This window comes from Burkholderia aenigmatica (assembly GCF_902499175.1).
Taxonomy (GTDB): domain Bacteria; phylum Pseudomonadota; class Gammaproteobacteria; order Burkholderiales; family Burkholderiaceae; genus Burkholderia; species Burkholderia aenigmatica.
On sequence record NZ_CABVQC010000004.1, the window covers coordinates 64,456 to 90,175 of the forward strand.

A 25,720-nucleotide genomic window follows, 5' to 3' on the forward strand; every position below is an offset into this window, starting at 1 on the left:
GGCAGGAAGTGATGGAAGTGTTGACGGGCCCGGAGCGTCGGCGGCGCTGGACGACGGAGCAGAAGCTGGCGATGGTGCGTGAGAGCTTCGACCCAGGGAAGTCGGTTTCGCTGGTCGCGCGCCAGCACGGCGTGAATCCGAACCAGCTGTTCCATTGGCGCAAGCTGTACCAGGACGGGAGCCTGTCAGCGGTCAAGGCTGGCGAGGAAGTGGTTCCGGCATCGGAGTTGGTCGATGCGCTCAAGCAGATTCGCGAGCTGCAACGGATGCTCGGCAAGAAGACCATGGAGAACGAGATTCTCCGGGAAGCAGTCGAGTATGGCCGGGCAAAAAAATGGATAGCGCACTCGCCCTCGCTGCCGGAGGACGACCAGTGAAACTGGTTTGTGAAGTTCTCGGCGTGTCGCGCTCGAACGTATCGGCACGACTGTCGCGTCCGGCGACGTGGCGCGATGGCCGTCAATCGAAGCAGACTGACGATGCGAGCGTGGTCGAGGAAATCCGCCGGGTCGTCGGCGATTTGCCCAGCTATGGCTATCGCCGCGTCTGGGGCGCGTTGCGTAATGAGCGCGTCGCTGCCGGGCAGGTGCCGTTCAATGCGAAGCGCATCTATCGTGTCATGCGTATGCATGGTCTGCTGATGCAACGCCGTTCGATTCCGCCTCGGCCGCAACGTCGGCACGATGGCAAGGTGGCCGTCGCGCGCAGCAACCAGCGATGGTGCTCGGATGGTTTCGAGTTCCGCTGCGACAACGGCGAACCGCTGCGCGTGACGTTCGCGCTGGACTGCTGCGACCGCGAAGCGATGAGCTGGGCGGCCACGACGGCGGGCCATAGCGGCGACATCGTTCGTGACGTGATGCTGGCTGCAGTGGAAAATCGGTTTGGCAACGAGCTGCATACCCCGTCCGAAATCGAATGGCTGACCGACAACGGTTCGGGCTATACGGCCGACGAAACGCGCCGGTTCGCGACGGCCATCGGCCTGAAGCCATTGACCACGCCGGTGTGCAGTCCCCAAAGTAACGGGATGGCCGAGAGCTTCGTGAAGACGATGAAGCGCGACTACGTCGCCTTCATGCCGAAGCCGGACGCAGCGACTGCTGCACGCAACCTGGCCATCGCGTTCGAGCATTACAACGAGAAGCATCCCCATAGCGCGCTGAAGTACCACTCGCCTCGCGAGTTCCGGCGCTCGATCGATTCAGCAACCTTAGTGTGACGCCGTGTCCGGGATTACAGGGCCAACTCCACCTTCCAACACTCCAAACTTGTCGCCCCGATCGAATTCGACCGTCAGTAGCGATACTTCGGCGCTCTGGTGCAATTCCATCATCAGCACCACATCCGACTCATCGCACTTCACTCGCCAGGCATCCAGGCTATACGTCGCAATGCCTAAACGCTGAGCCAGATCCGCTACCAAACGGTGCTGTTTGGCGACTCTCTTGACTGCTTCGATCTTGACCTTATCGGTGCACCGCTTGCCGCTCATGCAGTTGACGGAAGGTTGACCGCTCCTGTGGGACTGGTGAGAGGGCGGCTGACGGGACGCAGGACTAGCCAAACGCGACGGCCAGTCAATTCGAGTGCCTAGAGAGAAATCGCTCGCCCTCATCACTAACGCGACGCATCAAATATTCCTCGGTGGCGCGTGTAGAGGTGACCCTCCGAAACCTAGCAGGTGGTCAACGCCCAGTGTGCTGTCGTTCTTCGGTCGAGTGCCCTTGCACGATCGGTTACCGAAGTCGATCCATTGAAACGCGCCGAATGTTTCGCACCGAGATGAGCGCGGCTGGCCGATGCGTTTCTCTCTTACCCGCCCGGGAAAACCCGACCACCTCACGGCCCAATTTCTCGTTGACACGCAGATTTTTGCCCTTCTAATATGTACACAACGATGTACACAGTAAAACACACATTGATGTGTGGAGAAATAAGCCGTCATACGGGTTTACCCATCTCAAGTGAGGTCACCATGAATCGACTGTCTCGTTTCACCCGTCAAATTGCCGCGTGCACCGTGGCGGCGGCATCGCTGGTCGCGGTCGCGCCTTCGTACGCCGCCGGGCCCGACGCCTGGGCCGCCGTGAAGAAGGCCGGCGTCCTGCGCTGCGGCGCCGCGGTCGCGCCGCCGTACGTGATGCGCGATCCGAAGACGGGCGCCTACAGCGGCTTCTTCTCGGATCTGTGCCGCGATTTCGGGCAGAACGTGCTGAAGGTGAAGGTCGAATTCGTCGATACGAGCTGGGACAACATCGTGGCCGGCCTGCAATCGGACAAGTGGGACCTGTCGCTCGCGCTGAACGACACGCCCGAGCGTGAAAAGGCCATCGCGTTCTCCGCGCCTGCGACCGACTACAACGTCTCGTTCGTCTACAACAAGAACAACCCGAAGATCACGAAGCCCCTGCGCTCGCTAGCCGATATCGACAAGCCGAACGTCACGATCGCGGTGATGTCGGGCACGTCGCAGGACAAGGCGATTTCCGCCGAGCTGAAACAGGCGCGGATCATGCGGCTGCCGGGTAACGACGAGACGCGCCTGTCGCTGATCTCGAAGCGCGCCGACCTGCTCGCCGACGCGAACATCACCAACATGTTGCTGACGGAAGCACACCCGGACTGGGCGGCCAGCTTCAACCCCGCGCCGCCGCTCGCTCAGCAGGAAGTCGCGTTCGGCCTGCGCAAGGACACGCCGAAAGCCGATCTCGACGTGCTCAACGACTACCTCGCGCAGCAGGTCAAGTCGGGCGCGGTGAACCGCCTGATCAAGACGTCCGTGCAGGCGATGCTCATCCCGGGCAAGTAAGCGCCGGCCGCACACCCCGCGCCGACGGGCCCGGCGGATCGCCGCCGGGCGCCGATTTTCCGATTCGCACTTTGCGCGCCGACGTCGGGCGCCGCTGGAGAGACAGTCATGTTGTCGCCTCAAACGACGGCCGTCAGGTCGGCCATGCACCCCCTTTCGTCCACGCGCTTCGCCGCGTCCGGGCCCGACGGCGATTTTGTGCGGCTGCGCGACGTGCACAAGGCATACGGCCCGAATCTCGTCGTGATGGACGGCATGAGCCTCGACATGCGCGCCGACGACCGGCTCGTGATCATCGGCCCGAGCGGGAGCGGCAAGAGCTCGCTGCTGCGCGTGATGATGGGCCTCGAAGGTATCCAGCGTGGCGAGATCGCGTTCCAGGGCGCGTCGTACATCCAAGGCGGCGATGCGCGCGGTGGTTGGCGCATCGACGCGAAGCTGCAAAAGCAGGTCGGCATGGTGTTCCAGCACTACACGCTGTTTCCGCACCTGTCGGTACTCGGCAACCTGATCCTCGCACCGGTGCGCGTTGGCGGGCTGTCGAAGACGGACGCGACCGAGCGCGCACGCACGTATCTCGCGCGCCTCGGCCTCGAAAGCAAGCTGCACGCGTACCCGAGCCAGCTGTCCGGCGGCCAGAAGCAGCGCGTGGCGATCGCGCGCGCGCTGATGCTCGAACCGAAGCTGATGCTGTTCGACGAAGTGACGTCCGCGCTCGATCCGGAAATGGTCGTCGAAGTCCAGAACGTGATGCTGCAACTCGCCGAACAGAAGATGGCGATGATCATCGTCACGCACGACATGCATTTCGCACGGGACATCGCGACACGCGTCGTGTTCTGCGCAAACGGCAAGATCGTCGAGCAAGGCGCGCCGGACCAGATTTTCAAGTGTCCGAAGGAAGCCCGCACGCGCGAATTCCTCGAGAAAGTGCTGCATCTCGACTGAGGCCGATGCCATGAACTATCACTTCGATTTCAGCTTCCTCGCCGGCAGCGTCGGTGCACTGATCGACGGGCTGAAGGTCACCGTCGTGCTGGCCGTGGCCGCGAACGCGATGGGTCTCGTGCTCGGCTTCGTGCTGTGCCTGCTTGCCATGAGCCGCTGGGCGCTCGTGCGCTGGCCCGCGCAGCTCTTCATCGAATTCTTCCGCTGCACGCCAGCGCTGCTGCAGATCATCTGGTTCTTCTACTGCATCCCGATGATAGTCGACGTGTTCATCGACCCGGTCACGATGGGCGTGCTCGCGCTCGGCCTGAACCTGACCGCATTCAACGCGGAAGCCTATCGCGCCGGCGTGCAGGCGGTGCCGAAGGAGCATCTCGACGCGGCGGTGGCGCTCGGCCTGAGGCCGTGGCAGCGCACGCTCTTCGTCGTGCTGCCGCAGGCGCTGCGCAGCGCGATGCCGGTGCTGCTGACGAACGGCATCGGCAGCCTGCAGCAAAGCGCGCTGGTCGCGATCGTCGCGGTGGGCGACCTGATGTACGTCGCGAAGAGCATCGCGACCGAAGCGTACCGGCCGCTCGAAACCTATTCGGTCGTCGCGCTCGTATATTTCGCGCTGTCGCTGCCGATCGCGAAACTCGTCAACGTCATCGAGCGCCGCCAGGACGTCGCCGTCCAGCGCTGAGGAGCCCGTCGTGAATCTCGATTTTGCCGTCGTCTGGCCGTACTGGCTCGTGCTCGCGAAAGGCCTCGGGCTGACGCTCGCGTTCACCGTGACCTGTGCACTCGTCGGCAGCCTGCTCGGCTTCGTGCTGAGCCTGCTGCGGATGTCGCCGTCGCGCTGGCTGCGCGGGCCGGTCACCGCATTCGTCGAATTCTTCCGCGGCACGCCGCTGCTGATCCAGCTGTTCTGGGTGTTCTTCTGCTTCCCGGTCGTGCTGCGGCTGCCGATCCCGCCGTACCTGTCGGTGCTGATCTCGCTGACGCTGTACATGGCCGCGATCACGAGCGAGACGTTTCGCGGTTCGCTGAAATCGATCGCCGGCGAACAGCACGACGCATGCATTGCGCTCAGCCTGTCGCCGCACGTGAAGATCGTCTACGTGATCTTTCCGCAGGCATTGCTGCGCGCGATCCCGCCGCTGCTGTCGAACGTCGTGAGCCTGTTCAAGGAGAGCGCGCTCATCTCGTCGGTGGGGATCGCCGACCTGATGTTCGTCGGCCAGAACGTGTCGAACAGCACCGCACGGCCCGTCGAGTTCCTGACGACGGTTGCCGTCATCTATTTCCTCGTCGCCTTTCCGCTGACCCGCCTGGTCGGCGTAGTGGAGTCCAGGATGCTCAGGCGCTATGCCTATTAACTCGCAACGCTCTCATCCAAGCCGGAGAAATCTCATGCAACTGAAAGGCATTCTGCCCGCACTCGTTACGCCGTTCTACGCATCGGGCGCGGTCGACCACGATACGCTTGCGTCGATCCTCGAATATCAGCTCGCCGCGGGTGTCAGCGGCTTCGTGCCGCTCGGATCCACAGGCGAGTACTACGCGCTCACGAACGACGAGCGCCGTGCGGTGATGAAGACCGTGCGCGAAGTGGTCGGCAACCGCGGCGAGCTGATTGCCGGCGCGAACGGCTCGTCGACGCGGGAAGTGATCGAGCAGGTCCGCCAGGCACGCGATGCCGGCTACACGAACATCCTGATCGCGCCGCCGTACTACGCGCTGCCGTCGCAGGACGAACTGATCGGCCACTACGACGCGATTCTCGCCGCGGTGACCGACGTGAACGTGATCCTGTACAACTATCCGGTGCGCACGAACGTCGAGGTCGGCTTCGGCGTGCTCGATGCGTTCAAGGATCACCCGCGCGTAATCGGTATCAAGGAAAGCAGCGGCAACCTGCTGCGCGCGATCGAGATCGGCGGCAAGTACCGCGACCACTATCAGCTGTCGTGCGGCTCGGACGACCAGGCGCTCGACTTCTTCCTGTGGGGCGCGACCAGCTGGATCTGCGGGCCTGCGAACTGCTTCGCGAAGCAGGTCGTGAGCTTCTACGACAAGTTCTCGGCCGGCGACCTCGCGGGCGCGCAGAATGTGATGCGCTCGCTCTTCCCGGTGATGGCGAGCATGGAGTCCGGCAAGTTCATCCAGAAGGTCAAGTACGGTTGCGAGCTGGCCGGCTTCAAGGTCGGCAATGCACGCATGCCGCTGCAACCGCTGACCGACCAGGAGAAAGCGGAATTCCGCGCGGTCTTCGAGGCGTCGCAAGCGTAACGCGCACCCGTACCGGCGCCACGCGGCGTCGGTACGTCGACCGAGGGCATCCCAACATGACGATTCACAGCTTTACCTGTATCGAAGGCCATACGGAAGGCATGCCGGTGCGCATGGTGATCGACGGCGCGCCGACGCTGCAGGGCGCGACGATGAACGCGCGCCGCGAGGATTTCGTCGCGCATCACGACTGGGTTCGCCGCACGCTGATGCTGGAGCCGCGCGGCCATGCCCACATGTCGGGCACGATCCTCTATCCGCCCGTCAGCGACAACGCCGATTTCAGCCTGCTGTTCATCGAGACGTCCGGCTGCCTGCCGATGTGCGGCCACGCGACGATCGGCTCGATCGCGTTCGCGATCGAGGAGCGTCTCATCGCGCCGAAGCAGCCGGGCACGGTCACCGTCGACGTGCCGGCGGGGCGGATCGTCGCGCGCTACGAGATGACCGGCGAGCGCGTCACGTCGGTCCGCTTCACCAACGTGCCGAGCTTCCTGCTCGCGCGCGATGTCGAGATCGCGATTCCGGCGCTCGGCACGCTTGCCGTCGATATCGCGTACGGCGGAAACTTCTATCCGATCGTCGACGTTCAGCCCAACTTCCCCGGTTGCGAACACTTCACGCCGGACGAACTGCTCGCATGGGGCCGCGACGTGCAGCGCGCGGTGAACGACGCAATCGACGTCGTGCATCCCGACCATCCGGCCATTCGCGGTGTTCGTCATTGCATGTGGACCGGCAAGCCGATCGCGAGCGACGCGCACGGGCGCGCGGTGGTGATCGCCGGCGACAGTCTCGTCGACCGGTCGCCGTGCGGCACCGGCAGCTCGGCACGCGTCGCGCAGCGCTTCGCGCGCGGCTGGCTGAAAGCGGGCGAAGCGTATCGCCACGAGAGCCTGATCGGCAGCCGCTTCATCGGCCGTGTGGAATCGGTCACGCGTCTCGACAGCGGGCTCGACGCCGTGCGGCCGAGCATTGAAGGACGCGCATGGGTCACCGGGCGCGCGCAGTATCGTGTCGATTCGTCCCAACCGTATGCGCACGGCTTCAGCCTGCAGGAGTTCGTCAATTGAACGCGATTCCGCGAGACCATGCGCCCGCATCAACCGGCGCGGCGCGCAACGAGACGGCCGTCGTGATCGGTGGCGGGATCGTCGGCGTGTGCTGTGCGCTTTATCTGCAGCGCGACGGGTACGCCGTCACGCTGATCGATCCGGCCGCACCCGGCGACAGCACCGCGAAATGGAGCTGCGGTCAGATGGCCGTCAGCGAGGTCATCCCGCTGTCGAAGCCGGGCATCCTGATGAAGGTCCCGCGCTGGCTGATGGACCAGAAGGGGCCGCTTGCGCTGCGGCCGGGCGCGCTGCCCGGCATCCTGCCGTGGTTCTTCCGCTTCGTCGCCTCGGCCCGCCACGCGAAGATCGTATCGATCGCGCAGGCAATGGCCACGCTGACGCACGACGTCTATCCCGACTACGCGCCGCTGCTCGATGCGTGCGGCGACCGCGCGCTGCTGGGCCAGCGCCCGGTGCTCGAAGTGTTCGACGATCCGGCCGGCATCACGCACGAGCAACCGCATCTGGACCTGCGGCAGTCGCTCGGATTCGAATCGCAGCGGCTGACGGCCGCGGACATCGGCGATCTCGAACCGGCGCTCGCCGGCCGGTTCAAGCACGGGGTGCTGTTTCCCGACTGGCGCGCGGTCAGCGATACCGAAGGCTTCATCGCGGCGCTGACGGCCAGCTTCGAAGCGCAAGGCGGGCGCCGCATCCGCGCGCATGCCGCGCGGATCGACGAAGCACCCGGCCGCGCGACGGGTGTGACGCTGGCGAACGGCGAGCGCATCGCGGCCGACCATGTCGTCGTTGCGGCCGGTACCGGCTCGCGACAATTCTTCGGCCCGCTCGGCGTACGCGTGCCGCTCGAAGGCATCGCCGGCTACCAGGCGCTGCTTGCCGACCCGGGCGTCGAATTCCGTCACTCGGTGATCTACGCGGACGGCGGCTTCTGCTTCAGCCCGATGACGCGCGGCCTGCAAATCGGCGGCACGATCGAGTTCGCGGGCCGCAACGCGCAACCGAACTTCCGGCGCGCGGACATCATCCTGGAAAAGGCCCGGCGCATCCTGCCGGAGCTGCGGACCGCGCGAGTCGAGTACGGCGTCGGCTACCGCCCGTTCCTGCCGGACACGAAGCCGGTGATCGACCGATCGAAGCGGCTACCCAACGCATACATGGCCTTTGGCCACGGCCAGCTCGGCCTCACACTCGGTGCGACGACCGGCCGCCTGATCGGCGACCTCGTCGCCGGCCGCCCGACGCGGCAGGACCTGTCGCCGTTCAGCGCCTATCGTTTCGCCTGACATTCGAGACCCTTCATGCAAACCTACGAACGACTTTTCATCGACGGCCGCTGGGTGGCGCCCGTTCGCGGCCATACCTTCGACTCGATCGACCCGAGCGACGAAACCGTGATCGCGAGGGTGGCGGCCGCCACCGCCGAAGACATCGATCTCGCCGTCACCGCGGCGCGGCGCGCCTTCGACGAAGGCCCGTGGCCGCGCCTGACCGGTGCCGCGCGCGCCACCGTGCTGCGGGCCATCGCGCAAGGCATTCGCGACCGCCTGCCGGAACTGGCCGAACTCGAAGTGCGCGACAACGGCAAGCCGCTGCCGGAAGCGCTGTGGGATCTCGGCGATGCAGCCGGCTGCTTCGACTTCTATGCGGGACTGGCCGAGCAGCTCGACGGCAACGCCGAAACCCCGGTGCCGCTGGCCGACGAGCGCTTCAGCACGGTCGTCCGCAAGGAGCCGATCGGCGTGGCCGGCGCGATCATCCCGTGGAATTTTCCGCTGCTGATGGCTGCGTGGAAGGTCGCGCCCGCGCTCGCGGCCGGCTGCACGATGGTGCTCAAGCCGTCCGAGCTGACGCCGCTCACCGCGCTGGAGCTGGCCGGCATCGCCGACGCGGCCGGGCTGCCGGCCGGCGTGCTGAACGTCGTGACGGGCCTCGGCACGGACGCCGGCGCGCCGCTCGCCGAGCATCCGGGCATCGACAAGCTCGCGTTCACCGGCAGCGTGCCGACCGGCAGCCGGATCATGCAGGCCGCCGCACGCGACATCAAGAACGTGAGCCTCGAACTCGGCGGCAAGTCGCCGTTCATCGTGTTCGGCGACAGCGATCTCGAAGCGGCCGTCGAATGGATCCTGTTCGGCATCTTCTGGAACCAGGGCGAAGTGTGCTCGGCCACGTCGCGCGTGCTGGTCGAGCGCTCGCTGTACGCGCCGCTCGTCGAGCGGCTCGCGCAGGAAGCGCGCAAAATCAGGATCGGCAACGGCCGCGACGACGGCGTGCTGCTCGGACCGCTGGTGAATCGCGGCCAGTACGACAAGGTGTTGACGGCCATCGCGCGCGGCCGGGAAGAAGGTGCGCGACTCGTGACCGGCGGCGGCCGGCCCGCGCATCTCGAACGCGGCTACTTCATCGAGCCGGCCGTGTTCGCCGACGTGCCGGAAGACAGCTGGATCTGGCGCGAGGAAATTTTCGGGCCGGTCGTGTGCGTGCGGCCGTTCGATACGGAAGACGAAGCGGTGCGTTCGGCCAATGATTCGCGCTTCGGTCTCGCGGCTGCAGTGATGTCGGCCGACCTGCCGCGCTGCGAGCGCGTCGCCCGCGCGATGCGCGCGGGCATCGTCTGGATCAACTGCTCGCAGCCGACGTTTACCGAAGCGCCGTGGGGCGGCTACAAGCAGAGCGGGATCGGGCGCGAACTCGGCGAGTGGGGGCTGAACAACTACCTCGAGGTCAAGCAGATCACGCGCTACGACAGCGACAAGCCGTGGGGCTGGTACATCAAGTAAGGTGAATCGATCATGCGCTGGAACAAAACGCTGCAGCTCGTCGACGTGCATTGCGAGGGCGAGATCGGCAAGGTCATCACCGGCGGCGTCCTCGACGTGCCGGGCAAAACCATGCTCGACAAGATGAACTACATCAACGAGACCGACGACAGTTTGCGGCGCCTGGTCGTGCTCGAACCGCGCGGCTGCCTGCAGATGTCGGTCAACCTGCTGTTGTCGCCGACGCGACCCGACGCGCAGGCGGGTTTCATCGTGCTGCAGGCCGACAAGGCGCATCCGATGTCGGGCAGCAACTGCATCTGCGTCGTGACCGCCTTGCTCGAACTCGGGATGGTGCCGATGCAGGAGCCCGAGACCACCGTCGTGCTCGATACGCCGGCCGGACTCGTCACCGCGCGGGCCGCGTGCCGCGACGGTCGCTGCGTCGGCGTATCGCTCGACATGGTGCCGGCGTTCGTCGAGCACCTCGACGTTGACGTGCACACGCCGGAGTTCGGCACGATCAAGGTCGACATCGCATTCGGCGGCGTGTACTACGCACTTGTCGACGTCGGCCAGATCGGGCTCGACATCGCGCCGGGCAACGCGCGGCAGCTCGCGACGCACGGCGTGCGGCTCAAGGAGATCATCAACCGGCAGGTCACGGTGCAGCATCCGCTGTACCCGGAGATCAACGAAGTCGCCTACGTGATGTTCCGCAACCGTGTCGACGACACGGTGTACCAGACCTGCACGACACTGCCGCCCGGCCGTGTCGACCGCTCGCCGTGCGGAACCGGCAGCTCGGCCAACCTCGCGACGCTCGCCGCGCGCGGACGCGTGCAGATCGGCGACCGCCTCACGTCGCGCTCGACGATCGGCGGCGAATTCCGCGTCGAGCTGCTCGGCACGACCGAAGTGGGCGGGCGAGCGGCCGTGCTGCCGCGCGTCACCGGGCGCGCATGGGTGTTCGGATTCCAGCAGCTCGGCGTCGATCCCGACGATCCGCTGGCCGCCGGATTCATGCTCAGCGACACGTGGGGCGACGGATTCGGGCCGTCCGCGGCGTCGGGCACGTGAGGGCGCGATGCTAAACTCCAGAGCGCGCCCGGCGACCCGGGTCGATTACAGGAAGGGTAGCGAGATGAGCAAAGAGGCCGTTGAAACCGAAGGTGGCGGCCGCCGGCACGGCGGGCGGTATGTGTATGAGGAATTGCGCAAGCAGATCCTGACGCTCAAGCTGAAACCCGGCGTGCAGCTCGACGAAATCTCGCTGGCCGCGCAGTTCGGGCTGTCGCGCTCGCCGGTGCGCGACGCCATCGCGCGGCTGAGCAGCGAAGGGCTCGTCACGATCCTGCCGAACCGTACGACGCTCGTCACGCCGTTCGAGATCGAGGAATTCCCGAAATACATCTCAGCGCTCGACCTGATCCAGCGCGCGGTCACTCGGCTCGCGGCCACGCAGCGCTCGGAAGCCGACCTCGCGAAGATTCGCAAGGCCGACGACGTCTACATGGAGGCGGTCGAGAGCGGCGACTTCCAGGCGATGTCGGAGACCAACAAGGCGCTCCACATGGCGATCGCGCATGCGGCGAACAACCCGTACTTTGTTGGCTACTACGAACGGCTGCTGGGGGAAGGTCAACGCCTGCTTCATCTGCATTTCGACTTCACTGTGAGTTCACCGACGGCAGCCAAGCTCGGTCGCGATCACGACGAACTGATTGATGCGATCGCACGACGCGACGCCGATGCCGCCGAGAGGGCCGCGCACGAACACACGATGCTGTTCCAGAAACGCTTCCTCGACTACATGAAGCAGAACATGACTGAGTCGGTGGCAATCCTCTAAGAGACGGTTTCATAAAGACTGCTCGGCGCGCCGGAGCGTATTCCAGCAGATCAGGCAGCAACCGAGTTTGAGGAACGCGCCGTGAATGTCGGCACGGCGTTCGAAACGAATACGGATGCGACGGAAGTGATGCAGCCAAGCATGCGTGCGTTCAACGACCCAGCGATAGTTTCCAAGGCCGCTGCCGTGTTCGGTACGACGCTTGGCAATCACCGGTTCGATACCACGATTGCGCAACGCTTTTCGATGTCGCTCGGAGTCGTATCCGCGGTCGGCGTAGACCACACGCGGTCTCTGCATTGGGTGGCCGCGCAATCCGCGAATCGGTGGAATCGCGTCGATCAGCGGCAGCAATTGCGTGACGTCGTTGACGTTCGCGCCGGTCAGGATCGCGGCAAGCGGCGTGCCGTTGGCATCGGTGACGATGTGGTGCTTCGAACCGGGTCGAGCGCGATCGGTAGGGTTTGGCCCAGTTTTTGGCCCGCCCCAACGGCGCGAATCGATGACGAATCGACAGCGGCTCGCGAGAAGTCGATCTGGTCTGCTGCTCGCAGCTTCGCGAGCAGCAGCTCGTGCAAGCGGTCCCACACGCCGGCCGCCTGCCAGTCGCGCAGCCGCCGCCAACATGTCACGCCCGAGCCGCAACCCATCTCGGCAGGCAGGTCGCGCCAGCGTAGTCCGGTCTTGAGAACGAACAAGATGCCGGTCAGCGCGGCGCGATTCGAAACAGGCAGGCGGCCCGGGTTCTTCTCGCGCCGCGGCTTGGATGGCGGCAGTAACGGCTCGATCAGTGTCCACAATTCGTCGTCGATGATCGGCTTGCCCATCTCCTCGGCCTCGGTTGTTCCGATGCCTGAGGTTAACAGTTCGCCGCGAAAGTTAACAGGCCCACGGGCTCTTTTTGAAACCGTCTCTAAGAGTATGGCTGCTGATTGACCCGAAAGTGGTCTCACTCTTGGTCAAAATATTCCATTCAGGCATAACGGTATCGACGATATCGTGGGCAATCGTCAACTCGGTATTACTTTCGTAATGCAGTTGCTGCATAGCAGCTATATCTGCGGCTCGATTCAGTGCCGATCGGCTCGGGTATCGAACGAGATGCTCTGTGATGGGCGACGCGGCGGCGCGTGGGTTGACAATCCAAATTTCATCAATCGAGTGGCTCGCCTCAGGTCCCAGAAGGCTTGACTGACACCCACGTTCGCGCGGAAGAGCTTCGCGTTTGTCATTCGGATTTATGAGAAGCGTCGGGACGCGATACTGGGCGCGAAGCCGTTCTGCAAGCTGTCGCCGTTGCCATCCTTCAGCATCTCAGACGAGTAGAACGCGAAGCGCGTTCCGATGTATCGCTGAGCGTCGGTGGAGACATGATCACGACGCCGCAATTGAAGACGCCATATAGGTGGCGAGTCAGCGAGACGCGAGGGGGTAGCGTTCTACCCATCTTCTACTTATCTTCCGCAGAGGCATGGATCGTGAGAGCCGTGCTTAGTGGCGAGCCACGGCACGCATGAAAAATGTCGCGGATCTGGCGAATCGGAACCGGGCTACCCAGGGCGGCCCCGTCACGGGTTCTAGGTGGAAATTGAGTTTATTCTCAATTGCACATGCGCAGTCGAGAATCTACGCTCAACGAAGAAATAGATAAATGTGGTTGCACTACGCGACCCTAAAGGAGACGAGTATGTTCGCCAAATTGGTGGAGCGGAGTCGTTTTGCCATCAAATCCCCAACCTCAATGTTGCCCGCAAAGGGTGGCGGCATTCAAATAAATCAATCCATGTTTTTTTTGGAAACATAGATTTTTGATATATGAAGCGCACCTGTGAATATAAGAATTCACGAATACCTTAATTCCTCTTATTGAAGCTACTGGTAGTCGAAAAGGTATCGATAGGTGGAATTCTCGATTGGCAATGGGTATCGGCATTCATGTTTCAGCCGCAACTCAAAGGATGTCGAACCAATGGCGCGCACTCAATAGAGTGTGAGTTATGCCGCTTGAATCGCTTTTCGAGGCTCATGACGTTGCCGTCACCCAGATTTCGACTTGTGATCCGACGCGAAGAATTATCTCCGATGAGGATCGCGTCATGAAGTAACTCGGGCGACGACTGGTTAACGTACATCGCAGTGGTTTAGTTGATGCAATGACATCGCAATTTTATTGCGCTTGAATTCATCTTTCCAGTGCTGTTATTCGCGTGCTTGCGATCGATTTGGCATCTTTATCATGTCAATTAAAAATCCAGGAATCTGGTTGTGGTTGCACATATCAAATCTCCCTCCAGGCAATCGACTGGGTAATTATTGGAGGGCACTGACGACGGGAGCCATTATGCGAAGTAGGGCGGCAGGCTGAATCAGTCGCTCAAGAAAATAAATACTCCAGTTAACGATAAATCAATATCATCAATTAAATGGAGGTTGTTTAATTTATTGGTTGGATTGTTTTTTCGATTGTTTTTTGGATTGCTGAAATTTATTTTGAGATGAATTGGTGTGCCCCAGCTTGCGGCGGCTGATCAGATACTATCTATCGGTATGGAAAAATCGTGAAGAAACCTTTCTATAAAATCCTCTACGTTCAGGTAATTGCGGCGATTCTTGCTGGCATCATCGTCGGGCATTACGCGAGCTCGTTTGCCGTCGACATGAAACCACTCGGCGATGCATTCATCAAAATTATCAAAATGGTGATCGGACCGATCATCTTCTGCACAATCGTTACTGGCGTTGCTGGCATGGAGGACATGAAGAAAGTCGGGCGGGTCGGCGGCAAGGCGATCTTATATTTCGAGATCGTGTCTACGTTTGCGCTGCTGCTTGGACTGTTGGCAACACATTTGCTGCGTCCAGGCGCTGGATTCAACGTCGCTCTGTCAACATTGAACGGCAAGGAGGTCGCATCGTATGCTGCGAAGGCACACGGGCAATCGATGGTCGACTTCTTTATGCACATCATTCCGGACACGTTAGTCAGCGCGTTTGCACAGGGTGAACTCCTGCAGATCCTACTGATCGCATTGTTGTTCGGGAGCGTGCTCGTGCATCTGGGTGAACGCGGCAAGGTCGTCACAGATTTCATCGATGGGATTTCGCGTGTGCTGTTTGGCATCGTGCACATCGTCACGAAGCTGGCACCGATCGGCGCCTTTGGCGCAATGGCATTCACGATCGGCAAGTACGGCGTCGGCTCGTTGGTGCCGCTGCTCAAGCTGATTGGAACGTTCTACCTGACGTCGGTCGTGTTCGTGCTGGTCGTGCTTGGCGGGATCGCACGCTTTGCCGGCTTCTCAATCGTTCGCTTCGTCAGCTACATCAAGGAAGAGATGCTGATCGTGCTCGGCACGAGTTCATCGGAAGCCGCGCTGCCGCACCTGATGGAGAAGCTCGAGAAGGCCGGTTGCTCGCGCTCAGTCGTCGGCCTCGTCGTGCCGACCGGCTATTCGTTCAACCTCGACGGCACCAACATCTACATGACGATGGCCGTGCTGTTCATCGCACAAGCGACCAACATCGAACTCACGTGGATGCAGCAGCTCACGCTACTCGCTGTCACGATGCTCACGTCCAAGGGAGCGAGCGGCGTGGCTGGCGCGGGCTTCATCACACTCGCCGCGACGCTTGCGGTCGTGCCGACGATTCCGTTGTCCGGGATGGTGCTGATCCTCGGCATCGACCGTTTCATGAGCGAGTGCCGTGCGCTGACGAACATAGTGGGGAACGGCGTCGCAACGGTCGTTGTGTCTGCGTGGGAGAACGAACTCGATCGCGCAAAACTGGCCAATGCACTTGGGAGGGAGGTTGGAGTATCGGAGCGTGTTGAGGCCTGATGTGCTCACGCGACATCGATAGTGCTCCAGCGATGGCCAGGTTGATGCAGGAGTGAGGAGTTCCTGTCGCGACAACCCCGCCAGCTCTGGAAGGAACTGCACGTTGCGTAGTTCCAAATAGGAGAGGCGTTTCAATATCGCTGGATCGGCGCCGGTCGGAAAAAGTGGTCCGGCCCGCCGATCCGCGCAGTTTGCATAGGAAAGTACAGTATCGACAGAATGCTTCAATCTCGGCACCCGTCGAGGCGAGGAAAGCATTGACTATTTCACGGGGCTCTTGGAGCTTCCGCGAGAGTCAGGGCTCATGGCGAGGTAAGCCATCTATCAGGACTGTGGCTGTTCCAACTGAAGAAATACGATCAACCGCGTCGAGCAAGGTGGGTGGTTGCGGCTTGTGCACGCCGCAACCAGAAAAGACTGGTTGCGGCAATCAACGCCGGCGGCAGCGCCAGGCTGCATACCACGGCCCATCCGTATGTCGTCAGCAGACTGCCCGACGCAAATGAGCCGACGACCATGGCACCGAACACCACAAAGTCGTAGACGGATTGAACCCGTGGGCCTTCCGCCGGCGTGTGGCAACCCAATACCATCGCTGAAGCACCAAGGAAACCGAAGTTCCAGCCAAAACCGAGCAACATCAGAGCGACCCAGAAGTGATTCACCGACAAGCCAGACATGCCGGTGACGGCGGCTAGGGTAATCAATACCAATCCGGCAAAGCTGACCACAGGTGCACCAAAGCGGGCGATCAGCCTCCCGGTGAAGAAGCTCGCCGCGTACATGGCGATAACGTGGATCTCGATGCCGTAGTTCGAACGCACTCGCGGGATGCCGCACAACTCCATGGCAAGCGGCGCCGACGTCATCATGAAGTTCATCATCATGTAGCTCACGACGCCGCACAGCATGGCGACTGCAAACTGCGGCTGCCGCACGACGGCAGAGATCGGTCGACCTTGTGCAAGGGGCGAGACCGGCGGCTGGTGCTCAAACCGTACACCCTTCAGGACGACGGCTGAGAGCACCGCCACTCCGGCGGATGCCAGGTAAGTTACCGCATACGCGTATGGAGACCACAAATTCATGGTGGCTGTCACCAATTGCGGTCCGAGGACGCCAGCGGCGACGCCTCCGGCTAGTACGGTCGACATGGCCCGCGCACGATTATCTGGAGGTACGCATTCTGCCGCGGCGAACCGGAATGTCAGCACAACGGCCGCGTATGCACCTCCAAACAGCATGGCAATGCAAAACAGGCTGAACGATTGAATGATTAAGGCTAGCGCCGCCAGTAGTCCGACGATCACGCCACACGCATTGCCAGACAGGGCTGCAGCCCTCCGCCCGTAGCGTCGGGTCATTACGCCGACGGGAAGTGTTGCGGTGGCCATGCCGACAACGAAGATGGATACAGGGACCGTTGCCAGGGCGGGATTCGGGGCAAGCATGTGGCCGATGATGGCCCCAGTGGCGTAGACAACAGTCGAGTTGGCCCCTGCCAAGGCTTGCGCCGTGGCCAAACGGAGGACATCGGCGTTGATTGTTGAAGTGGGCATCAGGATTGAATTGTGTGTGAGTTGCCGTCATCCGACGTTCGTGGTCGGCACCATATGGAATTTGACCTGCACACGCTTCGCTCCCTGATAGCCCTCGTAGGCTGAACATTGGTCAGTAAACTGGAGTTCGATGTCTTTGCCGATTCAAAGCGCCAGCCCATGATGGTGCTCGGATGGATGCGCTCTCCACCTACCAGTCTCCCTCGGCCCGATCGTCAACCGCTCGTTGGGCATGTGCATTGCAAATGGCCTTCGCTGCGGCACCAAACTGGGCACGCAAACGTCGTGATGCGTCCCGCGATTTGATGTCCGGAAGCTCGCGGAGTACTTCGCCCGAGGCTGTCACCTCTCGATAGCGTCTGCGTCACGCTAGCAGTGAGGCTTAATTTGTCGTCGGCGGTTGTGTATCCCGTCCAATCTACTCCGGTGTACCCGGCTTCTTCACTTCAATTTTTTTTGCGAGCCTTCTGTTCTGGCATGACTGGTTCTCAATCATGCGAGAACGTATCGTGGTTGTTTCACGTGCACCGAGTTGCATATGATCGCTGGTTGCATGCGTCACACCAGCGACATAGCGGGAGAGCCACCGCGCTTGCTGATCGACAACTCCGATGAGTGCAGCGGCTCAGGCAACAGCCGGTGACACCGACGGCACGGCTGTTGCCTTGGTGCGGAGCAGGGCGCTTGGCTGCAAGCACCGTCCTGTTTGTCCGCTCGTTCAATCCGTTACCTGTTTGGTCCTCGGTGTCCGGACGGTTGCCATGCAACCGAACGAGGTGAGTGCAGCTAGATAACGTACCCCAAGGTTATGCAGATTGTTGGCTAGGGACTCTTCTTGGGCAATTGAATCTGATTTCAAGTGATGTGCGTGCTTTGGAGGGCTTCGTTCAGGCGTTGTGCCAGAGCTAGCGAGCCGTTGCTATGAGTTCATCGTGATATCGGTGTTCTGGTAAATCACCTCATGTACGAATCCGATTGCTCTCGGTACACGAGCGTCATCAAGGGACGGCCAGACGAGGCCTCGCATAGAGACTCCTTGGAGTTGATCTCAATTTCACTTGCTTGTGAAAGAGATGAGCAAATATGTTAGACGCAAGTTCACGATAGGTTCGGGGTCGGTACTCCGGCAAACGGCTTTCCTATTGACAGCCAGTGTCCAGGATTCCGATGGGGCACGCCAAGCGCAATGCCACATCGCAAGCCGTGCTTGCTATACGTTCACGCGTGCGTGACGCTTACACAAAGAGACAAGTCAGATATTTGGCTAGTACCCGGAGAGTACAGGGCACCGATACGACGTGGAATGGAGTGTCCGGTTCACTCCTCTCGATCACCGAGCAGCTGAAATACCTCAACAAGGAGCAATGATGTCTGATTCGTCCAGCGTACGCCGTGAAAAATTTCGGACCGCGGTAATGGAGCGCCGAGGCCTACTTATGCCAGGGGCATTCAACGCGCTAAGCGCGCGTGTGATCGCGGACACCGGCTTCACCGCGCTTTACGTAACAGGGGCCGGAGTCACCAACATGTCACTTGGTTTACCGGATCTTGGCTTCATTGGCTTGAGCGATATCGCCGAGCATACTTCCCGGATACGAGAAGTCATCGATTTGCCGATCCTGGTGGATGCAGATACCGGATTTGGGAATGCTCTGAATGTGCGTCATACCGTGAGGACCCTGGAGCGTGCCGGCGCAGATGCTATTCAGTTTGAAGATCAGGTTAGCCCGAAGAAATGCGGGCACTTTTCAGGGAAGGCGGTAATTTCCACCGCTGAGATGGTTGGAAAACTGCATGCTGCGACAGATGCGCGTGAAGACCCCAATGTTCTGATTGTCGCACGGACTGACGCATGTGCAGTGCATGGTTTTGATGAGGCTATTGAACGCGCCAATCGCTTCGCGGAGGCGGGTGCAGACGTTCTCTTTGTCGAGGCGGTCGAGACGTTCGAACAGATCAAGCGTCTGCCATCGCTCGTTCAGGCACCGCAGTTGGTCAATCTTGTTGTCGGTGGGAAGACCCCGGTCGTTCCACAACCCATGCTCGCGCAATTTGGTTTTGGAATTGTGCTGTACGCGAATGCGGCACTCCAGAGCGCCATAGCGGGTATGAAAAAGGCGCTGACGACTTTGCAGCAAGAAGGGACGCTTGATGAGGATCCGGAAATCCTTGCTCCGTTCAGCGAGCGTCAGCGCCTAGTCGACAAACCATTTTTCGATCTACTCGAGAGACAGTACACGGCAAATGATCGGTAACGGGGGAAAGGCGGCAATGCTGAGGGGAAAGTTTGCCCTGTGACCGTAGCCCACAAAACTGTCCCATTTGGAAGTGGAAAATTCCGGCATGACGTTGTCATCAAGGCCAGGAGGTCATGCCGTGAAGAAGAGCAAGTTCACCGACGAGCAGATTACATACGCATTGAAGCAGGCCGAACTGGGTACGCCGGTCGCGGAGGTCTGCCGCAAGATGGGGATCAGCGACGCGACGTTCTACAACTGGCGGACGAAATACGGCGGGCTGTCGCCCTCGGAACTGCGCCGACTGAAGCAGCTTGAGGAAGAAAACGCGAAGCTCAAGCGCCTCGTGGCCGATCTGTCGCTGGATAAGGCCATGCTGCAGGACGTGCTGTCAAAAAATGTATGGTCCGCCCCGGCGTTGCAAGGCGAGCGTTGTCGATCCGACGCATGTCAGTTTGCGTAAATGTATCCGGCCTCTCGCGAGTCGAACGCTTTTGGCGTTCAGGCCATGATGAGATCTGCGCGTACCGTTCCTAATAAGCTGGTTCGGGCTTGCTAGCCCGCTTTTTTGACCAAGGCTTACGACACGCCAGTCAACTGTTGCGTCATCTCGATTCCACGTCCCTGCAAACTTGAAGTCGATTCGGTTCTAGAAGCGAGGATCCATTTTTTCGTACAAGGCTCCCGGACGCGTGAGCACAACCCACGCGACGCGAGCAAGTTTGTTCGCCAGCGCTATCACGACCTTGTTGTGATGCATCCTGCTCTCGAGCGTATCCAGCCATCGCCCGAGCCGATCTCTTGAGCGATCCAGATGCATCAGACAGGACTGAGCGCCCAATACAAGTAAGCGACGCAGGTACGTATTGCCGCGTTTGCTGATGCCCAAGAGCGTAGGCTTGCCGCCGGTCGTATGCTGACGCGGAACGAGGCCGATCCACGCGGCCAAGTCGCGTCCGCTGCGAAACTGTTTGCCGTTTCCAACGGCTGTGCACAAAGCGCTTGCCCCAAGCGGGCCAATTCCCGGAATCGTCGTGAGGCGCTGTACAACGTCATCGTGCTTGGCAGAGGCTTCGATCTGATCGGAAAGTGCGGTGACGCGCTCGTTGATACGCAGGAAGTCCGACCACAGATCCGTCAGCAGTTGTCGCATCGTCGGCGTCAGATCGTTGGAATCGTCCGCGAGAATGCGAGTCGCATCGCGTCGAAACATGCCGATACCGGTGTGGATTGCGATGCCGTATTCGAGCAGAAAGCAGCGAAACTGACTCACCAGGGCCGTGCGCTGATGAACGAATTGGGCACGCACGCGGTGCAGCGCTTGCATGTCAAGTTGCTCGTGGCGTTTGACAGGGACGAAGCGCATCGTTGGGCGCGTTACTGCTTCGGCGATTGCCTCGGCGTCGAGCGTGTCATTCTTGTTCGACTTCAGATAGGGCTTGACGAATTGGGCCGGGATCAACTTGACGTCGTGGCCGAACGCGATCAGTTTCCTTGCCAGCCAATGGGATCCCGGACAAGCTTCCATGCCCACGCGCGCGGGAGACGCGGTCGCAAAGAACTGTAGCAAGGCGTCGCGACGAAGCTTGATTCTCAGTGTGGGCCGTCCATGCTGGTCGGCTCCGGCGATGTGAAACGTCGTCTTGCCCAGGTCGACACCGTAGACGGCGCAGTTGTGAGGAACGATACGCATGATCATTCTCCGACGGTTTCGGGGCTTCAGTATCCACCTTCGGGGAGGGGCGGACCATCCTATTAACTCTGAAGCCTTCTCGGCGCCGTGATCTGGCCACGGACTTGATGCAGCGTCGGCGCAAGCCAGCGGCAGACCTGCGCGTTGTTGCAGCTGTCCCGCACGGTCTACCGCTACGAGTCGGTCGTGCGGGATCAAAGCGCACTGGAAATGCGCATCAAGGAGATCACGGAAGTGCGAGTGCAATACGGTGCGCCCCGCGTGTACGTGATGCTTCGCCGGGAAGGCTGGAGAGACAACCACAAGAGAGTAGAACGCGTGTATCGCGAACTGGGTCTTTCGTTGCGCCACAAGTGACCTCGTCGAAACAAGTCTGCCCGGCGCCGACGACCGAAGCAATCAGTAAGCGCAATCAACGAAATCTGGAGTATGGATTTCGTCGCTGACGCGCTGTTTGATGGTCGACGCTTGCGCATGCTCACGATCGTGGATAACTACACGCGGGAATGCTTGGCGATTGAAGTCGACGGCTCGCTGCGTGGCGAGTACGTTGTCGCTGCGCTGACTCGGCTTGCGCATCATCGTCCGCTTCCCCGCTATATCAAAGCAGACAATGGCAGCGAGTTCATTTCGAAGGCGCTCGACAAATGGGCGTACGAGAACGGCGTGGAGATTGACTTCTCGCGCCCTGGCAAGCCGACTGACAACGCGAAGAACGAATCCTTCAACGGACGCTTCCGGGAGGAATACCTCAATGCGCATTGGTTCTTGTCACTGGAGGACGCCAGACGCAAAATCGAAGTCTGGCGCGAGTACTATAACGAGGCGTGCCCTCACTCTGTGCTGCAGTGGATGATCCCGGCGGAATTCGCCCGCCAGTGCACCGATCGGGCCGATTCGGCCCGCCCCGCCCCGAAGAGCCGGAATTTTCCAACTAAGACCGGGACGGAAATTGGGCTAGCCTCACATTGCTGCCGATATTGGATTGCGACTGGCCCAAATATGGGTAGGACCGTGGGTGGCGAGCAATCTGCGACTGCGGGAGTGTTACCTAAAGGGTCTTGCGAGCGGTGATTGGAGGCTGCCGCCTGATGCGAGGTCGACCGAATTTGCCGATATTTGATAGTATCGCTGCCATGCGTGAAATAGAGTCGCCGCGGAGACGAACGGCATGGATTCCAAAGGACCGCGGACATCTTTAATGTTGGGGCGGCTAAGGCGGATCTGAATCGCTTGGACCGGCAAGGCTTGATACAGATTCAAATGGGTCTGCAGCATGAAGCTACAGGCCCAAAGAGTGTCCGTAGGGCGACCGATCGCTACGCTGCGGCGATCATTCAGCGATCAAGAAGCGATCGCGTTTCTTACCCTTGATCCATGACGGTTCGCGGCCACGCCCGCTCCACGTCTTGCCCGTTTTCGGATCCTGATACTTCGGCGTCGCGGGTTGGCTGCCATTCGCGCTACGTACGCGCTTACGACCGAAGACCTGTTCCGGCGTGAGACCATACTCTTGAACCCGCGCGCGAACTTCTTCGAGCACGGTCTCTAGTTCGGCCTGCCTAGCTTCTTCAGCTTGCACGAGCAGTGCTTCAGCCTTGGCTTTCAACTCATGATATGTGGCCATTCTTCACTCCGCGTGGTTAAAAGAAACAGTATCAAATCGTCGCTTTGAGCAGCGCAATTCCGTGCGACGCATCATGTCTGCGGCATGTCATTGTCGGCAGCGCAATTGGAACGATTACGCGATTTTCTCATCGTTTGCACCAGGAGTCGATCATTTATCGTTCCCGTGGCCACAAACCCGGTGGAACAATCGAAGCCATGCATTGGACGATTGCGGTTGGGTAGGCAAATTGCCGACGATCATCAGCAAGCAGTCGGGCGGCCGCACGTCGGGCGCCGATGTACGGTCAACCGCTCTTATCCGGCAGGGGGCACGGCCGTCTGTATTGGATTACGTTGAAGACACAATGAGGAGAGCTATTTTTGTGTTCGCCAGGCCATGCCAAAGAGTAAAACGTCAGACAAGCCGCGTTATTTTTTGAGGACGCGCGTGACCTAGTGCAAGTGACATACCAACTCTGCGGCAATGTTGTGGTTGGACGTTTCTTTTTTTTCATAGACCTCAAACTTGGCAGACGAGCTGATTGCTACTGGTGTCCCCCCAATCTTCACAGTTGACACTGCTGCGTGAAGGAACGAAAAAAGACGCACTGATCTGGGCCGGCGCGATAAGTCCGGTCAGTTCGGTGCATCAGCGATCCGATTTCTCGCGGTGTGTGGAGTACATATCGCCATGTTCGAGGCGAGGCCTGCTATGGAGCAACGCGATAATGTTTGGCGATCGAGTGATACAAGCGCATGCTCGGCGCCGGCCTGCGATTGCGCGACCTTACAGATCCGTTTGCGAAGGGCCGAAACGCAGATTCGTCGTCTCACAAGATGCGTTCAACTGAAAGACGAGAAGCTGTGCGAGCTTGGCAAGGTCCTGGCGAACTCGGCGACCGCGCACTATTGCGTTGAAGAGCGATTGCAGCGTGAACTTGACGCGCTGCGGATAGACCTGCCGGCCGACGTGCCGAGCGATCACTACGGTCCCGTTGATGGCAATTCGATGGGAGGCGGTGTAGTCGTTCGCCTGCCTTATCTGACCGCGATCCTCTCAGTTTTGTTCGACGCGATGCATGTGTTCTGGGCGGAATGCGATGACGGCCGCCTGCCAAAATCTTCGACTGTTGCCCATGCAATTGACGAACGTCTCGGACTGCGCGCACAGGCAAGCGGCGAAGGTTCACGCACCGGTCAGGCCTATGCGTCCGCCATCCGGCCGGATTGGGTAAAGGACGCGGATAACCGGCATCACCGCCGGCGATCCACATCCTAGTTGTGGTCGTGGAAGTCGAGTGCACTAATTTCGGCGAAGCGCGACGGTCGCCGCTGGGACGGGACCTATTGCACGTCTGCTGCGCAACGAGCAGCGCGTGGTACCGTCCTCACCACCGAGCCACGAACATTCGGCGTGAGCGAACGATGCCACGTGATTGAAGATTGGAGACTATCGAGATCGGATCCAAGTTTGGCGAACGCCGCGGGCGTGAGATCAATAGCACAGACGACGAACGGACAGCTAGCGGTCTCCGGATGAGGTCCCACATACTGAAGATCGAGACCGAAGCGGCGATACAGTCGTGCGATGGCCGGGGTGACGACACCAATGATGCGGGTCGCGCCGAGGGATGCCGCGACGGCCATGACATAGGGAAAGAGTTGCATGCCCGAGCCGGCGAACCGCGATAGCTCCCATACGGTGGGTGACGAGGGAAAATCGAGGTTCGACGAGCGAGGAAGTAGTTCTCGGAGCAGGTACGGGGCGGTAGTTGGCATCAGACGTGCGCAACCACATATCTGCCCTTCGGAAGTGAGTTCAACAACCTGAATGGTGTTTTCTCCATCGAAGTGATCCCATTCTATGGTTTCATTTTCCTTAACATCGGGTAGCGGCCAGCCGAGGCGGCGCACGAACACGTCGTACCGGAACGCGCCGAGTCCACCACGAAGTTCAAGCGGCAAGTCGCTCAACCTACCCGCAATAATGAGTGGCATGTGCGTTCTCCATCGTTTATCGATGGGCGCCACCGTATCAAGTCGAAGCAACAACAGGAACTAGTTAGGTAGGGAGGAGTAGGCGCAAATGAATATTGGCCACGCATTATCCATGCGAGATTGAAGATCCCTGGCTGGTCCAGAATTATTCAATATATGGGATTCGAGAGGCCCGGGGGCATGGTTAAATCATGCCAGCGATGTGATCACAAATTATTCGGAAAATTTCGACTGAAAATAAGAGGGCTAATCAAGTAGGCCGTAATTGGAGGCAATGACGGCGGCTGCTATCCTGCTATTCACGTTCAGGACCTTCATTGCTTCAGTGATATGATATTCGACGGTATGGCGGGATATTTCGAGAATCATGCAAATATCCGTCGATGTTTTTCCTTGTGCGACCCATGAAAGGCATTGGCGCTGGCGCGGGGAAAGTTGAACGAACGCCTTCGGATGGGGAGGAGCGAACCGATCCAGCTCCAAACGAAATAGATTGCTGATTACGCTCGCGAGCTGCCGACTCGTCCCTGTATTGATACTGGATGACGGCCCTGACAGATTGATGAGCAAAACACTGCCCCCGATCTCACGAATTGGAATGCTCAGCCCGTTTTTGAGTCCGGCGTCGCATGCTTCCACGAGCACATGTCGCTCAGCATGGTTCAAATCGGTAATATCGCCCCAGCGATAAGGTCCTGAGGAAGTAAAAGCCGCTCGATGTACGGGATCAACGGGGCCATAGTTGTGCTGTAGATAGTGCTGCACCCAGTTATTGGGATAATGTGAGCAGATTGCCTCCATGGACATGCTAGGTCTAGAGCGAATGCAAGTCAGGGAGATCCGTGTGACGGCGTAACATGGAAAACCCAATGGAAGCACCGCATTGCCAAGTAAGTCGGAAAGCGAAGAAATATCCTTTGCATCGGTAAAGAGAGACAGGATTGGCGCCATTCGGGTGGCTAATGTGACATTCCATGGTGGTGGCTTGGACGCCTTTTTGCTTGTGCGATGCCGAAATCGAGTTCTCATGACTTCTACCTCACTTTTTGCCTAGTGGAATTCAAG

Annotated in this window: 21 protein-coding genes and 2 pseudogenes; 16 read left to right on the forward strand and 7 right to left on the reverse strand. The window is 60.2% G+C overall.

Annotated features, from left to right (window positions below; all coding sequences use genetic code 11):
• The first annotated feature begins 11 nt into the window (after positions 1-11).
• A protein-coding gene (locus BDO18943_RS04305; protein WP_175021379.1) for an IS3 family transposase occupies positions 12-1,222 on the forward strand; the annotation gives its coding sequence in 2 pieces (ribosomal slippage) (positions 12-327 and positions 327-1,222; 1,212 coding nt in all).
• Here the strand turns inward: BDO18943_RS04305 and BDO18943_RS04310 are convergent.
• Positions 1,214-1,495 (reverse strand): transposase, encoded by a 282-nt coding sequence (locus tag BDO18943_RS04310; protein WP_175021380.1) that lies wholly within the window; start codon positions 1,493-1,495, stop codon positions 1,214-1,216. The two genes, BDO18943_RS04305 and BDO18943_RS04310, sit on opposite strands and share 9 nt — an antisense overlap.
• 483 nt (positions 1,496-1,978) lie before the next feature.
• Between BDO18943_RS04310 and BDO18943_RS04315 the strand changes: the two genes are divergently transcribed.
• The 10 genes from BDO18943_RS04315 (at position 1,979) to BDO18943_RS04360 (ending at position 11,721) form a co-directional block, all read left to right on the forward strand.
• Positions 1,979-2,812 (forward strand): substrate-binding periplasmic protein, encoded by an 834-nt coding sequence (locus tag BDO18943_RS04315; protein ID WP_175021381.1) that lies wholly within the window; start codon positions 1,979-1,981, stop codon positions 2,810-2,812.
• 108 nt (positions 2,813-2,920) lie between these two features.
• Positions 2,921-3,760, forward strand: a complete 840-nt coding sequence (locus BDO18943_RS04320; RefSeq protein ID WP_321533521.1) for an amino acid ABC transporter ATP-binding protein — start codon at positions 2,921-2,923, stop codon at positions 3,758-3,760.
• A gap of 10 nt (positions 3,761-3,770) precedes the next feature.
• On the forward strand, positions 3,771-4,442 hold the full coding sequence (locus BDO18943_RS04325; protein ID WP_175021382.1) for an amino acid ABC transporter permease: 672 nt from the start codon (positions 3,771-3,773) through the stop codon (positions 4,440-4,442).
• A 10-nt stretch (positions 4,443-4,452) separates the two neighbouring features.
• Positions 4,453-5,118, forward strand: a complete 666-nt coding sequence (locus BDO18943_RS04330) for an amino acid ABC transporter permease (protein WP_124500541.1) — start codon at positions 4,453-4,455, stop codon at positions 5,116-5,118.
• Positions 5,119-5,152: 34 nt separating this feature from the next.
• Positions 5,153-6,031 carry a dihydrodipicolinate synthase family protein gene (locus BDO18943_RS04335; protein ID WP_175021383.1) on the forward strand — a complete coding sequence of 293 codons (879 nt, stop codon included), beginning with the start codon at positions 5,153-5,155 and terminating at the stop codon, positions 6,029-6,031.
• Between the two features lie 56 nt (positions 6,032-6,087).
• Positions 6,088-7,104, forward strand: a complete 1,017-nt coding sequence (locus BDO18943_RS04340) for a 4-hydroxyproline epimerase (RefSeq protein ID WP_175021384.1) — start codon at positions 6,088-6,090, stop codon at positions 7,102-7,104.
• Positions 7,101-8,393, forward strand: a complete 1,293-nt coding sequence (locus BDO18943_RS04345; protein WP_175021385.1) for an NAD(P)/FAD-dependent oxidoreductase — start codon at positions 7,101-7,103, stop codon at positions 8,391-8,393. Before BDO18943_RS04340 ends, BDO18943_RS04345 begins: the two co-directional genes overlap by 4 nt.
• Before the next feature lie 15 nt (positions 8,394-8,408).
• Entirely contained in the window at positions 8,409-9,890 is a 1,482-nt protein-coding gene (locus BDO18943_RS04350; protein ID WP_175021386.1) for an aldehyde dehydrogenase family protein, read from the forward strand.
• A 12-nt stretch (positions 9,891-9,902) separates the two neighbouring features.
• Positions 9,903-10,949, forward strand: a complete 1,047-nt coding sequence (locus tag BDO18943_RS04355; RefSeq protein ID WP_175021387.1) for a proline racemase family protein — start codon at positions 9,903-9,905, stop codon at positions 10,947-10,949.
• A gap of 64 nt (positions 10,950-11,013) precedes the next feature.
• Entirely contained in the window at positions 11,014-11,721 is a 708-nt protein-coding gene (locus BDO18943_RS04360; protein ID WP_175021388.1) for a GntR family transcriptional regulator, read from the forward strand.
• 9 nt (positions 11,722-11,730) lie between these two features.
• On the opposite strand, the gene BDO18943_RS04365 is transcribed toward BDO18943_RS04360, so the two are convergent.
• Positions 11,731-12,548, reverse strand: a protein-coding gene (locus BDO18943_RS04365; protein WP_175021389.1) for an IS5 family transposase whose coding sequence is annotated in 2 segments (ribosomal slippage) — positions 11,731-12,200 and positions 12,200-12,548 — 819 coding nt in all. Because the reading frame shifts where the segments join, the coding sequence is not laid out codon by codon here.
• 1,731 nt (positions 12,549-14,279) lie between these two features.
• Between BDO18943_RS04365 and BDO18943_RS04370 the strand changes: the two genes are divergently transcribed.
• On the forward strand, positions 14,280-15,560 hold the full coding sequence (locus tag BDO18943_RS04370) for a dicarboxylate/amino acid:cation symporter (protein WP_407649790.1): 1,281 nt from the start codon (positions 14,280-14,282) through the stop codon (positions 15,558-15,560).
• 359 nt (positions 15,561-15,919) lie between these two features.
• On the opposite strand, the gene BDO18943_RS04375 is transcribed toward BDO18943_RS04370, so the two are convergent.
• Positions 15,920-17,119, reverse strand: a complete 1,200-nt coding sequence (locus BDO18943_RS04375) for an MFS transporter (protein ID WP_175021390.1) — start codon at positions 17,117-17,119, stop codon at positions 15,920-15,922.
• A gap of 1,367 nt (positions 17,120-18,486) precedes the next feature.
• On the opposite strand from BDO18943_RS04375, the gene BDO18943_RS04380 reads away from it, so the two are divergent.
• Together BDO18943_RS04380 and BDO18943_RS04385 are read left to right on the forward strand one after the other, a co-directional pair.
• Positions 18,487-19,374, forward strand: a complete 888-nt coding sequence (locus tag BDO18943_RS04380) for an isocitrate lyase/PEP mutase family protein (protein ID WP_175021391.1) — start codon at positions 18,487-18,489, stop codon at positions 19,372-19,374.
• Between the two features lie 121 nt (positions 19,375-19,495).
• Positions 19,496-19,753: pseudogene (locus tag BDO18943_RS04385) on the forward strand (transposase); the annotation flags it as partial.
• A gap of 252 nt (positions 19,754-20,005) precedes the next feature.
• Here BDO18943_RS04385 and BDO18943_RS04390 read toward each other — a convergent pair.
• On the reverse strand, positions 20,006-21,049 hold the full coding sequence (locus tag BDO18943_RS04390) for an IS110 family RNA-guided transposase (RefSeq protein WP_210771939.1): 1,044 nt from the start codon (positions 21,047-21,049) through the stop codon (positions 20,006-20,008).
• Positions 21,050-21,117: 68 nt separating this feature from the next.
• Between BDO18943_RS04390 and BDO18943_RS04395 the strand changes: the two are divergent.
• Positions 21,118-21,987 (forward strand): annotated as a pseudogene (locus BDO18943_RS04395) (IS3 family transposase); the annotation flags it as partial.
• A gap of 395 nt (positions 21,988-22,382) precedes the next feature.
• Here BDO18943_RS04395 and BDO18943_RS04400 read toward each other — a convergent pair.
• Positions 22,383-22,676 carry an H-NS histone family protein gene (locus tag BDO18943_RS04400; RefSeq protein ID WP_175021393.1) on the reverse strand — a complete coding sequence of 98 codons (294 nt, stop codon included), beginning with the start codon at positions 22,674-22,676 and terminating at the stop codon, positions 22,383-22,385.
• 693 nt (positions 22,677-23,369) lie between these two features.
• Here BDO18943_RS04400 and BDO18943_RS04405 point away from each other — a divergent pair.
• Complete coding sequence (locus tag BDO18943_RS04405) at positions 23,370-23,936, forward strand: hypothetical protein (protein WP_175021394.1); 567 nt, start codon at positions 23,370-23,372, stop codon at positions 23,934-23,936.
• Positions 23,937-24,001: 65 nt separating this feature from the next.
• Here the strand turns inward: BDO18943_RS04405 and BDO18943_RS04410 are convergent, their stop codons facing one another.
• Positions 24,002-24,655: an acyl-homoserine-lactone synthase gene (locus BDO18943_RS04410; RefSeq protein WP_175021395.1), complete on the reverse strand. Its 654-nt coding sequence runs from the start codon at positions 24,653-24,655 to the stop codon at positions 24,002-24,004.
• Positions 24,656-24,901: 246 nt separating this feature from the next.
• Positions 24,902-25,684, reverse strand: a complete 783-nt coding sequence (locus BDO18943_RS04415; RefSeq protein WP_175021396.1) for a LuxR family transcriptional regulator — start codon at positions 25,682-25,684, stop codon at positions 24,902-24,904.
• Positions 25,685-25,720 lie beyond the last annotated feature (36 nt).

What these genes read in the sequence shown, in the direction of transcription:
- BDO18943_RS04390 (WP_210771939.1), bottom strand. Translation starts at nt 21,049, where the DNA reads ATGCGTATCGTTCCTCACAACTGCGCCGTCTACGGTGTCGACCTGGGC.
- BDO18943_RS04325 (WP_175021382.1), top strand. Translation starts at nt 3,771, where the DNA reads ATGAACTATCACTTCGATTTCAGCTTCCTCGCCGGCAGCGTCGGTGCA.
- BDO18943_RS04315 (WP_175021381.1), top strand. Translation starts at nt 1,979, where the DNA reads ATGAATCGACTGTCTCGTTTCACCCGTCAAATTGCCGCGTGCACCGTG.
- BDO18943_RS04405 (WP_175021394.1), top strand. Translation starts at nt 23,370, where the DNA reads ATGGAGCAACGCGATAATGTTTGGCGATCGAGTGATACAAGCGCATGC.
- BDO18943_RS04360 (WP_175021388.1), top strand. Translation starts at nt 11,014, where the DNA reads ATGAGCAAAGAGGCCGTTGAAACCGAAGGTGGCGGCCGCCGGCACGGC.
- BDO18943_RS04350 (WP_175021386.1), top strand. Translation starts at nt 8,409, where the DNA reads ATGCAAACCTACGAACGACTTTTCATCGACGGCCGCTGGGTGGCGCCC.
- BDO18943_RS04380 (WP_175021391.1), top strand. Translation starts at nt 18,487, where the DNA reads ATGTCTGATTCGTCCAGCGTACGCCGTGAAAAATTTCGGACCGCGGTA.
- BDO18943_RS04310 (WP_175021380.1), bottom strand. Translation starts at nt 1,495, where the DNA reads ATGAGCGGCAAGCGGTGCACCGATAAGGTCAAGATCGAAGCAGTCAAG.
- BDO18943_RS04355 (WP_175021387.1), top strand. Translation starts at nt 9,903, where the DNA reads ATGCGCTGGAACAAAACGCTGCAGCTCGTCGACGTGCATTGCGAGGGC.
- BDO18943_RS04320 (WP_321533521.1), top strand. Translation starts at nt 2,921, where the DNA reads ATGTTGTCGCCTCAAACGACGGCCGTCAGGTCGGCCATGCACCCCCTT.
- BDO18943_RS04375 (WP_175021390.1), bottom strand. Translation starts at nt 17,119, where the DNA reads ATGCCCACTTCAACAATCAACGCCGATGTCCTCCGTTTGGCCACGGCG.
- BDO18943_RS04410 (WP_175021395.1), bottom strand. Translation starts at nt 24,655, where the DNA reads ATGCCACTCATTATTGCGGGTAGGTTGAGCGACTTGCCGCTTGAACTT.
- BDO18943_RS04415 (WP_175021396.1), bottom strand. Translation starts at nt 25,684, where the DNA reads ATGAGAACTCGATTTCGGCATCGCACAAGCAAAAAGGCGTCCAAGCCA.
- BDO18943_RS04340 (WP_175021384.1), top strand. Translation starts at nt 6,088, where the DNA reads ATGACGATTCACAGCTTTACCTGTATCGAAGGCCATACGGAAGGCATG.
- BDO18943_RS04400 (WP_175021393.1), bottom strand. Translation starts at nt 22,676, where the DNA reads ATGGCCACATATCATGAGTTGAAAGCCAAGGCTGAAGCACTGCTCGTG.
- BDO18943_RS04335 (WP_175021383.1), top strand. Translation starts at nt 5,153, where the DNA reads ATGCAACTGAAAGGCATTCTGCCCGCACTCGTTACGCCGTTCTACGCA.